The 12,537-nt window shown below is 50.1% G+C and carries 11 protein-coding genes; 6 read left to right on the forward strand and 5 right to left on the reverse strand.

Going from position 1 to position 12,537, the window contains the following annotated elements:
* Positions 1-173: 173 nt before the first annotated feature.
* The 4 genes from HQL65_12320 to HQL65_12335 all read right to left on the reverse strand — a co-directional run bounded on the left by HQL65_12320 (position 174) and on the right by HQL65_12335 (position 5,403).
* Positions 174-629, reverse strand: coding sequence for a hypothetical protein (locus tag HQL65_12320; GenBank protein MBF0137016.1), 456 nt, complete (start codon positions 627-629; stop codon positions 174-176).
* A gap of 115 nt (positions 630-744) precedes the next feature.
* Positions 745-1,167 carry a hypothetical protein gene (locus tag HQL65_12325; protein MBF0137017.1) on the reverse strand — a complete coding sequence of 141 codons (423 nt, stop codon included), beginning with the start codon at positions 1,165-1,167 and terminating at the stop codon, positions 745-747.
* Positions 1,168-1,235: 68 nt separating this feature from the next.
* Entirely contained in the window at positions 1,236-4,706 is a 3,471-nt protein-coding gene (locus HQL65_12330) for a UvrD-helicase domain-containing protein (GenBank protein MBF0137018.1), read from the reverse strand.
* A 4-nt stretch (positions 4,707-4,710) separates the two neighbouring features.
* The gene (locus tag HQL65_12335) at positions 4,711-5,403 is read right to left on the reverse strand and encodes a carbonic anhydrase (GenBank protein ID MBF0137019.1); all 693 of its coding nucleotides are present in this window, start codon (positions 5,401-5,403) and stop codon (positions 4,711-4,713) included.
* Between the two features lie 362 nt (positions 5,404-5,765).
* On the opposite strand from HQL65_12335, the gene HQL65_12340 reads away from it, so the two are divergent.
* From HQL65_12340 to HQL65_12365, 6 genes are all read left to right on the forward strand, one after another.
* Entirely contained in the window at positions 5,766-6,353 is a 588-nt protein-coding gene (locus HQL65_12340) for a hypothetical protein (protein MBF0137020.1), read from the forward strand.
* A 301-nt stretch (positions 6,354-6,654) separates the two neighbouring features.
* Positions 6,655-7,761, forward strand: coding sequence for an FRG domain-containing protein (locus tag HQL65_12345; GenBank protein MBF0137021.1), 1,107 nt, complete (start codon positions 6,655-6,657; stop codon positions 7,759-7,761).
* Positions 7,762-7,911: 150 nt separating this feature from the next.
* Positions 7,912-8,682 (forward strand): class I SAM-dependent methyltransferase, encoded by a 771-nt coding sequence (locus tag HQL65_12350; GenBank protein MBF0137022.1) that lies wholly within the window; start codon positions 7,912-7,914, stop codon positions 8,680-8,682.
* A gap of 30 nt (positions 8,683-8,712) precedes the next feature.
* On the forward strand, positions 8,713-10,317 hold the full coding sequence (locus HQL65_12355) for a radical SAM protein (protein ID MBF0137023.1): 1,605 nt from the start codon (positions 8,713-8,715) through the stop codon (positions 10,315-10,317).
* A complete protein-coding gene (glf, locus tag HQL65_12360) occupies positions 10,317-11,534 on the forward strand; it encodes a UDP-galactopyranose mutase (protein ID MBF0137024.1) in 1,218 nt (405 codons plus the stop codon). The genes HQL65_12355 and glf overlap by 1 nt, the downstream gene beginning before the upstream one ends.
* Before the next feature lie 141 nt (positions 11,535-11,675).
* The gene (locus tag HQL65_12365; GenBank protein MBF0137025.1) at positions 11,676-12,401 is read left to right on the forward strand and encodes a glycosyltransferase; all 726 of its coding nucleotides are present in this window, start codon (positions 11,676-11,678) and stop codon (positions 12,399-12,401) included.
* A 33-nt stretch (positions 12,402-12,434) separates the two neighbouring features.
* Here the strand turns inward: HQL65_12365 and HQL65_12370 are convergent.
* Positions 12,435-12,537 (reverse strand): transposase (locus HQL65_12370; protein ID MBF0137026.1); only part of this gene is annotated, 103 nt, incomplete at its 5' end.

The raw sequence follows: 12,537 nt of genomic DNA on the forward strand, positions 1-12,537 counted from the left end.
TGACGGGCAGCAGAATTTTTTCATGTGTTTTTTCCTTGACATCCTTGCTCCGCTGTTATCCAGGCCCATGAATCGTGTATCCGCGAAAGCCTGTTGCCGGACAAAAAATACCAGTCCAGGATTTGGGGGAGCTGTACAGGATGCCATCCCAATGCGGCACAATCATGACTTCATCATTTGCATTTTCTTGCTTTTTCCATGAAAGAAAAAAATTCATAAAAATTTTGATATCCTTCAATGGCACGTTGCAATCGACAATATTGTCCGGAAACATATCCGAAGGTGTTGCCATCGGTATTCGTGCTACTGCAAAATTGTTGTGTATAATTTTCATAAGATTTTTTTGCTTGGGCAATCTGTTTTTTTTGATGCTCGCACAAGTCAGCGTTTTTGTTAACCATGTTCGTATAGAGTAAATTGTATTTATCATTGACAAGCTTGGCTTGTGTTTGAAAGCAATCACCAACCGCTGCCCCTCCGACACTGTCCATATTGCATAAAAGACGATAATATTTCATGACATCATGAACATTAAAATAAACATTTTCGTTGGCTTCTTTAGCAATCGCATCTCCATAAATATGCATCGCTGCGCAAAGCACCAGGATGATTTTAATTTTCCTGTTCATATGATCTAAACCCGCGACCTGGAGACCCCTCCACAATGCCCAAAACCAGGTTGGACGAGCCAAACGGAAGGGACATTTCCGGAATCCATATGGAGTCTTTCATTATTGTTGCTTGTTATCGTTCCCTTGCAGGTGGAGTTGACAAATTACCGCGAATCAATTTGTCATTACCTTCCAGAATTTTTCCGCCTGCAAAAAATGCCTTCCATGAATCGTTCAGGATGCCGTTATTGTACGTGATCATGCTTTCGTAAACAAACTCATGCCCTTCATTCGTGATTCCAGTTCCCCGACAGGTGATCTTGTCGCCGTTGATGACGCCTTTTGCGGACCATGTGGATATATGATCCTTTCCCTGAAAAATGATGTAACCGTTCAATTCCTTGATCAGGGTCACATTCGTATCACCCCCGATCCAGACACCATCAAACTTCAATTCACTGGACTGTCTTTGGCCAATTCCGGCGGACGCCTGGTCCGGGTTGCCCACAAAAAACGACAAGAACACCAAAAAAAAGATAGTATGTACTTTGCACATAAAAAACTCCAATAATAGATGGCATCCGTATTGAACCTTGCCAATCATCACTGAAGCAGACCCTGTCGTCAAGAAAATTTTGAAGTACGGATAGTATTACAAAATTTTTTACAGAACAACCACTCCCGCCATCCCCCTTTCGCCAGGGGAAAATAGAGACCGAGCCGGATAGGTCTGTCATCCAGGGCGTGCATGAGGCTGGCATAGGTTTCCATGTGTTCTTGATAGCGAATTTGTTCGTTGTCCAGAAATCCCTCCAGGTCGCCGCCGGCATGGTGACCGGTTTTGAAATCGATGATCCACCGTGTGTTGTCCGCATCGATGAAGGTTCTGTCCAGCACGACCCGCCGGATACGCCCATGAAGATGACCGGTCAGGGCCAATTCGGATTGGGGGTTGCCATGGCGTGGATCGAGAATCCATTGACCGCGGGGGTCGGCGAGGGTGGAGGTCAGAGCCATGGCAACCTGTCGGATGGCCGGGGAGAGGGCGGGCGAAGCGACGCCGAGCCGGGTCAATTGGGCGGCAAAATGGTGTTCCAGGGCAGCGATCCTTGGCACATTCCAGGCCTGGGTGCCTTCCCGGGCCATGACTTGCAGCCAATGGTGGACCACGATACCCACACAGCGCACGGTCTCCCCGGCCCAGATGAAAACCAGGGAATCCTCGGCACTCCGGGAAATTTCCGGGACAGGAGAGAATAAACCCGGCGGCGGAGAAGGCGGCTGCCAACCCGCCGGAAACCGTCGCAACTCCGGGAGCATTCCGGGTGGATCCGGATTGGCCGGCGGCTCGGCAGGAGAGGAGGAAGTTGCCGGCAGATCGGGTTCGGAAGTCGCGGGTGTGGCTTCGGCAAAATCGGCCTGCACCGCAGGCCACAACAGGTGTAGAAAAGACCCGTGCGCGGCCCCGGCAACCTCGGCCTGGCCAAACAAATGCAACGACCGTCGTGCCCGGGTCACGGCCACATACAGGAGTCGGGCGGTTTCGAGGCGCTCTTTTTCGCGGTCGATACTGGCCAGAAAGGCGTAGATGGGATCCGGGTCGGCCTGGTCGGAGCGTTTCAGGGGGGCCAGCAACAACGCTTCGGCATCCGGAACGGCAGGGCGTTCCATCCAGAGCAACAAGCGGCTGGATGCTCCCCGCGATTTGCGACCCAGACCAGGCAGGATGACGGTGCCAAATTCCAACCCTTTGGCCTTGTGAATGGTCATCACCTGGACCAGGGCATCGGCGTGGACCGGGGCCGCAAACAGTTTTTCCAGACCTCGATCGAGGTGCCGAAAATCGGTCAGATCACCGCCTTGTTCCAGGGATTCGAGCAGATCAAGAAAAACCAGGGCATCTTCCATCTCTTCCGGCCCTTTCAGGGTGGCAGGCCCCCCCAGGGCATACCAGGTCGTTTCAACCCAGCGCCGCAACACCCCGGCACCATGATGCCAGCCCATCCGCCGTCGCAACTGCCAGGCCCGGGTCAAGACCGTGCCAACCCGTTCCAGGCGGGATCGGCTGGCCGGGTTCAGTTGGCTGGTTCGGATCGGATCGTGCAGGCACTCCCAGAGTGTCGTGTTGTTGGGCGTGGTGGTGGCTTCGCCAGTCAGGATCAACAGCTCCGTCAGGGTCAGGCCACACCAGGGGGCACGCAACAAGGCCAGCCAATGCACCCGGTCGGCAGGGTGCAACAGGGCACGGGTCAGGGCAAACAAATCCTGCACCACGGGCGTCCCGGCCAAGGCGGCGATTTCCACGGCCTGAAAGGGAATGCCGCTCCGGCGCAGGGCGGGAACAATATCTCCCAGATGGTTGCGGGAGCGCACCAGGATGGCAATTTTTTCTTCCGGAGAATGGTGCAGGGCATCTTGCACCGTTGCCACCACCTGCCCGGCCTCGGTTTCCGGTGCAGCCGGGATTTGGGGGTGGCTGGCCACGGGGGTTGGATTTCGGGCCGGATGAAAGGGATGGGCGGCGACAAACGGGGTTTCGCCGGTCAGGGGGTTGCTGCGGTTGGGCATCAGTTCCTTGAAGAGCGTGTTGACCCAGGCCACCAGGCCACCATCGGAACGAAAATTGACCGATAAATTTCTGGATTGCAGGGAGACCGATCCCAAACCCCGCTGTTGGACCTGGTAAAACAATCCCACCTCTGCCTCCCGGAAGCGGTAGATGGATTGCATCGGATCGCCGACCAGAAACAGGGTACGACCATCATCCGGCTGCCAGCCGGCGGTCAGGTGTTCCAGGAGCTGAAACTGCCCCCGGGAAGTATCCTGAAATTCGTCCACCAGGAGGTGACGAATTTGATGATCGAGGCGCAAGGCCAGATCGGTTGGATTGTCGTCCCTGCCCAATGCCCGGACCGCAGCCATGGCCACTTCGGTAAAATCCACCACCCCCCGTTCGGCAAACAGCACCCGCAAGGCCGCCGCAGCCATGGGCAACAGTTGTTCCAATGCCTGGAGAATTTCCCACTGTTCGGCGCTGTAGACCGGATCCGGCAAGAGGTGAACCGCATGCAACCGATTGTCCAGATTCGGAATGGCGGCCAGGGTTTCCCGTGTTGCCATGAATTGGGATTTCATGGTTCGGAACCGCTTTTTTTCTTGCGGAGAGCGCCCGGTACTTTCGGGGGGAAAGCCGTTGCGGCGATCCACTTTGGCACGCCAGGTACCTTCCCTGGTCAACAGCAGGGTTGCGATGCCGCGCCACAGGGAAAGATCCTCCGGTCTTGGTTCCGGCAATGCGATACCTGTTGCCTGCCAGGCAACAAGGGGAGAATCGTGTTGTTCGGGTGGCAGGTTGTTGGCGGCGAAATGGAGCAGCTCCGGCAGGGAATCCCGCACCGGCGGTGGCCACGCTGTTGCCATGTGCTGCAACTGTTCCCGGACCAAAGCCGCCAGGGCAAATTCAAGATTTTGCCGGCTCAGACGCCCGCCTGCCAAAAAACGCAACCATTGGTCACGTCGTGCCAGCAGGTCGGCCAGCAGGGTTTCGACCCGCCCGGGATTGTTGTCCAGGTGGTCCAGAAGGCGGGCGACGGCGGGTGACCAGCGGTTGCCCTCTTCCAACTGGGCCAGGACATCCCGGGCGGCCTGACGAAACAAGGCATCCGGTTCCTGGGTATATCCGGGTGGGACGCCGAGGCCGGAAGAGACAGGCATCTGCCGGGCAATGGCCGCACACAGGCTGTCGATGGTCAGAACCCTTAGACGGGCCGGGTGTTGCACCAGGTGCCATTGGTGCTGGTGATCCTGAGCCAATACCTGACGGGCCAACTCCCAGGTTCGGCGTTGATAATCATCTTCAGGAGGAGAGGGATCACCTCCCTGGACCAATGCCTCCAGGAGGCGATCCCGCATTTCTGCGGCGGCTTTGCGGGTGAAAGTGATGGCCACCACCGTTTCCGGTTGTTCCACACCCGCCAGCAGCCGCAAAAAACGCTGGGTCAGAATGCCGGTCTTGCCCGATCCGGCAGGAGCCTGAACGATGAAGGATCGGGATGGATCCAAAACCTCTGCGCGAACATCGGCATCCTGCAACATGGTATTATAACCACTCCACCTTGCCATCTTCGAGGTGATACAGCGCCCCGACAATCTTGAGTTTGCCTGCGTGAACCAGATGGCTCAATTCTTCGCTGTTTTTGGACAGGTCGGTTATGGATTGCCGGACATTTTCCTTGATTGCTTCCAGGATCAGGGCATCGCCGGTCAGGCCTTTGGCTTTGGCCCGTTCTGCTGCCGGGATGATATTGTCCACCAGTTTGGGAATGCTTCCGCCAACCTTGTCCCCCTTGACCACGGCGGAAACGGCACCACATTTGGTATGCCCCATGACCACCACCAGGGAAGTTCCCAGGTGTCCTGCACCATATTCCGTGGTGCCGATTTCGTCCGTATCGGCCACATTGCCGGCCACACGGATTACAAACAGATCGCCGATACCCCGGTCAAACAGATGTTCCACCGGCACACGAGAATCCGAACAGGAAATGGTGGTGGCAAAAGGGTGTTGGCCGCCACTGACTGTTTCGGCCATGCGTTTGGCACTCAGATTGGGACGCGCCGACTTGCCTTCGACAAAGCGGGCATTGCCTTCTTTAAGCCATGTCAGGGCCTGGTCTGGAGAGACTCCGGCTGGTGCCTCACTGGCACTCGAAAAGCGCGCCATCAGCAAAGAAGCGATGCCGGCGGTCAGACCGGCCAAAACATAACGACGACTTACCTCGTGATTACACATGCTTTCATTCCCCTGATCGTTCAAAATGAGCATTCAAATCTTTTTCCAGTGCCACTCTACACGATTTCATCTCCCATTTGAATCAACATTGACCAGCTTGGCGCTGTCATGAACCGTTTCAAGGCAATATTTTCCCGGCCAGCGGCAAATATTGCCGGAACGAGGCTTGAATAACGGACGCAAATCCGTCCATGTTATTGTATTGTATTTATTTTATTTTTGGCACGAATATTTCGTTTTCGATCTGGTGAGTTTTTCAACCAGCGCAATGCATGAATAAATGAAATTGATTCAATCCGGGATCTCCGCCATCAACCGGCAGGTGCCATGCGGAAATTTCAGCGAAGGGGTGGCGGCGAACGGTGGCAATCAACCTGGACAGGGTTTCTGTTGCGGCAGTTTCTTCCGAAGACAATCAGAAGATTCGGGAGGGAAAGAGGTCGGGTCGGGTGTGGTTTCCCCGGCGTCGATCCGGCGCGGAGGACGCAACTGGTGGCGGATCGTCCATCTGGCCCCGTTCTTCCGTTCTGGTAGCCATTTCCGAAACGGGACGCCTGGTTGCAGAGACGGCACGACATGTCGGTGCCGCCGTTAAGGATCTCGTGCGGCAGCATCGGATACGGAGTGGATATTCATATGGTCCCGACGGCGACATGCGCCAGGCGCATGCCACCATGCGCAATACGGTATCCACGCAGAACAAACCGGCACAAGCCGGGCAGGGGTCACCAACTGCCTCGATCTGGCCCTTGTCTGCCAGTCGGGTGACACTCTCCGAAACCTCACGCCTGGCCGCCGGCGTGATTGCCAACCTGGATGCCACCCCGGAAGAACAGAATGATTTTCTCGCCCAAATCCGGGCAGCCGACCGACAGGGGCGTTTTTCGGGCACGGTCCTGGCCGGAGCCAGGCGTCTTGTGCAGACTTTTCTGGCCCCGGAGGTGTCCTGATAAGGAAGGTTGCGAAACCCGGTGGTACTCGACATTGACTTGATTGCCTGATATGATGTAAATGTATTCCGGCACGGCGACATTGCCATGGAAGGAAAAATATTTGCTCTCCATGGAGGCTTTTTTTCCAGAACCCAGTTTGTTCTGATGTGAGGAACCGAGGAAAGGGGAACCTCGAATGGCAAGGGCATTGCGTCCATAAACGACGGGTTCGGGGCTTTTTTTGTAAGACATGCCGTAAATATTCAGGTGTGTTTCATTTTTGTTGACACATTCTGTTCAGTCCAGGATCATCCAGCCTTTGGTTTCCATGGTGAGTGTCGGTCAGGAGAAAATTGATGTGCATCTGCGCAGCCTTGGGCAGAAACCTGGAGTTTCTCAGATGACAGAACATTGTCTTAAACCTTTTGGCAAAATTTGTTCTGTTAAAGATGCTATGGACATTATTTTTAATGATTCGAGTAGCGTTAAACAGCAGATATCCGACTCTGACTCTAACAGAACTGTGTGCAGCTCTTCTAGTAATGATCCTGATTGTTTCGGTAAGGAAAATCGGCATCATGTTCCGCCTGAAATTTGGTTTAGAGGCCAAACAAATAAGGATTGGGGTCTTGTTCCTGCAGTGTTCAGGAATGTTGGTTTGAAAAGGTATAACGAACAAAGATTATTTTATCAGTTTCAGAATGAGAATCCGTCGTATGCCGAAAATCACGTCTCAGCATTTGATTGGCTGTGCTTAATGCAACACTATAATTTGCCTACACGACTTCTTGATTGGACTGAGAACATATTGATAGCGTTATTTTTCTCTGTGTATGACCCTTTTTACGGAAACTTTGATCGCAACGATGAACACGATGGCAGTATTTTTAGGATTAGGGCTAGCGAATTAAACTCTAAAACCCGCGCCAATCAGATAAAAAAAGCGGGGATTTGTGGCTCAAATAGTGTCGATGTGATAATAAGAAGCCACATGGCTTTCAGTAGAAATATTAGAGATTTATATTTTCAGATGAAAAAGAGCGGCGTCTTTCTTAATGTTTGTGACGTCTTAGGTTTCGATGGTCAAAGTAATGTGGACGGATTTGGGTCACGCATTTCAGATCAATTTGAAAAACCTGTTGCAGTGTTTCCAAGAAGAATAAATTTAAGGATGACTCCCCAGGCGAGTGTGTTTACAATCTTTGGAGGTGTCAAGAATACTGTCAAAGATGAAAATCTGATTGATAGAAAATTTAATGATCTATATTGTTCAGAATTTAACAATATACTTGAAAAATACATTATTCCTAGTAAGAGCAAAAGGGATATACGAGATCAACTGAGAAAAATTGGCGTCCATATTGGCACAGTTTTTCCAGAACTCGAACATAGGGCAAGAGCTATTTCGCAGGATTGCTTGGTTTGAATATATATTGAGCAATATTTAATATTCTATAACCGGATCACGTAATTACCGATTTTTTTGTTTGAAGCTGTGATTTTTTTCAGCCATAGAAAATTATTTGAAAAATACGGTTAATTATCTGCAATTGTCAAAAATTGGAACGACGATCTCATGGAATCACCACTGTTGAAAGAGCCTCAGCATCAATCACGTGAAAACAGCGAATTTGTTTCCGCAATATCGGAGTATTGGTTCCATAGCCCGGGTTCGGTAATTGCAAAACTGCAGAATTTCCCAAAATTCGTCAGCCGTGAAGATATTACGAAATTTCTGGCACGAAGTGAAATTTATCTTAAGCAACTCTCCATTCAAGGATCCATTGTTGACCTGGGCATCTACCGGGGTGGCAGCCTTATGACTTGGCATCATTTGAATTCCATTTATGAGCCGGTTAACTACACACGAGAGATCATCGGGTTTGACACTTTTCAGGGCATACCAGAACTCTCTACTGAAGATTTACAGTCCGACTCGGTTAGCGCTCATATAATGGAACGTGGATTTGCACCAGAAGATGGAATGCGGGAGGATATCGAAAGGGCCATTGAGATTCATGACAAAACCCGCTGGCTTTCCCATATCAAAAAAACTCGGATCATTCCTGGTGATATCACCAAGACACTGCCAGCATACATCGAAAAAAACCCTTATTTGATGGTCTCGTTGCTGAATATTGATGTGGACATCTTTAAACCGACGAAATCGGCACTGGAACTCCTCTTACCGCGCATGCCGAAGGGAGCCGTCATCCTGTTCGATGAGATAGGCAATAAACTCTTTCCCGGGGAGACTGCAGCCCTTAACGAGGTCATTGGCATAGCAAATTTAAAAATTGAGCGGCTTGTCTACGCCCCGGCGATTTCCTACACCATTATCTCCTGAACTGTTTATTATCTCCTCAAGCGACCATACATGATGACTCGATCTACATCCTCCATTCACGTCGGTTTGCTGGGATTGGAGGCAACGGGGGTAACCGACAGGAGTGTTGCCCTGGATATCGCACACGCGATTTGCCTCGAAGCAGGGTTCAACATTGCGTTCCATTTGGACCTCGCTTTCGATGATGGTGCAAAAGTGTGGAACGCAGTTTCGCGGACGGCAATGTTGGATGCCATTCTCATCTGTCTCAGACCTACGGCCGCTTTGTTGCTGGGTAATCTACAGGAAGCACTAAATTCCCGTTTGACCGCCGGTCTTTCTGATCCATTGGTGGCCTTTGGCGGTCCTACAGTTCTCTGTGCCTACCATGAGATCGCGCAGAATTTTTCCAAGGCGTTCGTCTGGTCAGGGACGGTGGAAGAGGGATTTCCTCATTTTCTAAAGGTGTTATACAAACGGTTCTCCCATGCAATGGTTACGGACGAATCCAGGAGGTCCATGAGAACCGTTACAAAACACTTTGCAATGCCGGTCCAACACTCCACTGAACGATGTGTACGATATGGTGGAAGCATCTGGATCGAAGCCAGTCGGGGATGTCACCAGAAGTGCAATTTTTGCATCATGTCAAACGATCAAGCCTTATCAAAATGGATCCCCAGACCGTTGGAAGACCTGTTCGACGAAATCGCGACGATCAAAGATCAATTCGGCGTAGGGTATTTCAGTTTTTCCGATCTTTCAGCATTTGAAACCAGGGAATACACACAAGCGTTTCTCGACGAATACCGACGCAGAAACATGACATTCTCTTTTCGTTGCGATATGCGCTTGGCAACGGTAAGAAACCTGGGAAACAAGCTTCTTGAACTCCGGGATGCCGGGCTCAGTTCTGTATACGTCGGGATTGAAACTTTGGTTCCAGAATTTCAACTTGTTTATGGAAAACAGTACCCCGGAAAAGAGGCCATTGACCATCTCCTCTCCATCGATATTTTGGTATCCGCCGGCATCATTATGCTGGATCCACTCTACTCACCTGAAGATTTTCGCTGCCAAGTCGAAGGCGTTCTCCGAGAGAATTTACTTCCTTTAATCGCTACCCCTTTCAAAACTACTAGAGTACAAAAAGGTACCAGGTATGAAATATTGGCAAGAAATCATGGGATACTTGGGGATTTGTTGCCAAATCTCTGTGATTATTCTTATCGGTGCCTGGATCAAAAAATGGAAATCGTCCGCCAGATCATGGAGTTTTTTCATCAAACGACCAAACATATCTATTATAATCCCTATATTGAAGGACAGATCCGCCAAGCCCGACTTAATGATAACTTTGTGGCCCGTCTGCACGGCATTTCGGTGAGATACAAGGAAATCCAAATGAAGTTGCTCCATCATTTGGCCAGGATTGTTACCGAAAATTCCAGTATGGACGGCATTCTGAAAAAATCACTGGATGCTGCCGACATGTTTGCCAAGGAACGTAAGGAGGTATTTGCTGTAACAGCCAAAAATTACGAGCAGTTATTGGTAGATGGGATTCCCTATTATCGACTGGATCTTGAGCGATTCATTTCCCTTTATCAGGAGGTTCCCATGTTTGATGCGGACCGGGTCAGGGTTGCCCAGTGATGTTTGAAAACACCCAATGTGTCATCGTAGGTGCAGGTTTCTTTGGTGCGGTCATGGCCGAACGTATTGCCAATGATGCAGAAGAACGGGTTGTTATTCTGGAACGCCGCCATCACGTCGGAGGTAACTCTGCATCCGTAATAGACCCAGAGACCAGGATTGAAATCCACTGCCATGGAAGCCACATTTTTCATACCAGTAATGAATCTGTTTGGCACTATATCACTCAGTTCACTGGATTTAATAATTACCGCCACAAGGTTCTGGCAACACACGCTGGCAAAGTGTACCCGATACCAATAAACCTTTCTACAATCAATCGGTTCTACGGTCGTAACTTTACTTCGGAAGAGGCGAGAATGTTCCTTGATGGTGAAATCGACCGGGCATTAAGGTCTGGAGGGTGTTCGGGTTTTGAAATGGCTTTCCTATCCAAAACCGGTCGGCCATTGTACGAAGCTTTCATCAAAGGCTATACTACCAAGCAATGGGGTGAAGGTATTGATAAGTTACCAATCGCCATTGCCCAGAGAATTCCGGTGCGATGTAACCATGATGGCAGCTATTTCGATGATAGGTGGCAGGGAATTCCCGTAAATGGATATGCCGCTTTGTTTGACCGTTTGCTTCAAAGCGAACGGATTGATTTATATCTCGGTGTCGATTTTTTTAACGTTCAAAGATACATCCCAAAAAAATGTCTCATTATCTACAGCGGGGCCTTGGATCGGTTTTTTGGATACAAATATGGCCGCCTGGGCTGGCGATCTCTGAAGTTTTCTTTTGAAACTGTTGCGAACAATAATGTACAGGATACGGCGGTGATGAACTATCCCGATATTGACGTACCCTACACGCGCATTCACGAGTTTCGTCACTTGCATGCCGAGCGGAGTTACGCTTCCAGGTGTTCCATCATCTGTCGTGAATATCCGATGGAGTACGGAACTGAGGACGAACCCTATTATCCAATACGATCCAAGGAAGATATTGAAAAACTCTCCAAATATGCAGCAGAACCGGCTGAAAATCATATTTTTGGTGGCAGGCTTGGAAGTTATGCCTATTTGAATATGGACCAGGTCATTGAGCAAGCGTTGTCGCTCTACGAAAGGAAAGTCAAACCCCGGTTACTGTCACGTAGGAAACCGAGATTGCATGGAATTTTTATAAAGAGAGGGATGGACCCGGGTAGTCACAAACTGGTGGCGGAATAGGATGGACAATGATCCCAGGCAGTTGCTTTTTTAAACGGGAAGAAATCATTGGCGGGCCAGAAATTTCTTTCGGTTCTTGGCTTCTATTGTTCTCAAGCGGGTTTTTTCTCCTGACATGTAGATGGTCGAGATGCTAACGCTATGACGCAAAAACGCATTCTGTTGGTCTTCGGAAAATATCCCAGGGTTGGCCATGTCAAAACGAGACTGGCACCTGCCATCGGTTTCCCTGCCGCACAGCAGTTATACAAGGCTTTTCTGTCAGACGCGGCTTGCCGCTTCATTCCACCCCGGGAAGGCCATTGTTATGACGTAAAATGGGTCTATTCACCAAAAGACAGCGACTTTCCTCAAATGATCAGGTCTATGCATAGTCTTTGTGGTTTTGAAGAAAAAAAGATCGACGCATCTTTGGATTCCATCTTATTCTCCGGTCACGACATAGATGATATCGGCGAAATGCAGATCAATCAGCTTAAATGGGCTCGGAATTCCGGTTACGAATCTGTTATTATCATTGGTACCGATTCGCCTCATCATAGCAAGGATACCATCAGCAAGGCATTCGAACGGTTGGAAGACAACGACGTTGTCATCGGACCATCAACGGATGGTGGATATTATTTGTTAGGCCTGAGAAACATTTGGGACATCATCGACGGCATCGACATGTCTTCCAGACATGTCATCAATAATCTGGTGGCTCGGGCAAACGCCGCAAACAGGAGGGTTGGTTATGTTGAAACAATCACTGACATTGATGATTGGGACGATCTGCAAGTACTGATCAAAAAAATCTCTCCGAGTCATGGTGAACCATGCCGCAATACATGGAAAACGCTTAAAAAACTTGGCTTGGCGGAATGAAAAAGGGTAGTGCCTTCGTTTGGTTGATTTCGCTCAAACAGCCATACCAAACTCAAACCGGTTGATAAAAAGGCCGATTACAATGTCATGCATAAGAATCGACCTGGAAAAGCAAATGGTCCTGCGTGCCAGTCTC

It is taken from the genome of Magnetococcales bacterium (assembly GCA_015228935.1).
Classification (GTDB): domain Bacteria; phylum Pseudomonadota; class Magnetococcia; order Magnetococcales; family DC0425bin3; genus HA3dbin3.

Coding starts and splice junctions, on each gene's coding strand:
- HQL65_12355 (MBF0137023.1), top strand. CDS start 8,713: ATGATGACTCGATCTACATCCTCCATTCACGTCGGTTTGCTGGGATTG.
- HQL65_12320 (MBF0137016.1), bottom strand. CDS start 629: ATGAACAGGAAAATTAAAATCATCCTGGTGCTTTGCGCAGCGATGCAT.
- HQL65_12325 (MBF0137017.1), bottom strand. CDS start 1,167: ATGTGCAAAGTACATACTATCTTTTTTTTGGTGTTCTTGTCGTTTTTT.
- HQL65_12365 (MBF0137025.1), top strand. CDS start 11,676: ATGACGCAAAAACGCATTCTGTTGGTCTTCGGAAAATATCCCAGGGTT.
- HQL65_12335 (MBF0137019.1), bottom strand. CDS start 5,403: ATGTGTAATCACGAGGTAAGTCGTCGTTATGTTTTGGCCGGTCTGACC.
- glf (MBF0137024.1), top strand. CDS start 10,317: ATGTTTGAAAACACCCAATGTGTCATCGTAGGTGCAGGTTTCTTTGGT.
- HQL65_12330 (MBF0137018.1), bottom strand. CDS start 4,706: ATGTTGCAGGATGCCGATGTTCGCGCAGAGGTTTTGGATCCATCCCGA.
- HQL65_12350 (MBF0137022.1), top strand. CDS start 7,912: ATGGAATCACCACTGTTGAAAGAGCCTCAGCATCAATCACGTGAAAAC.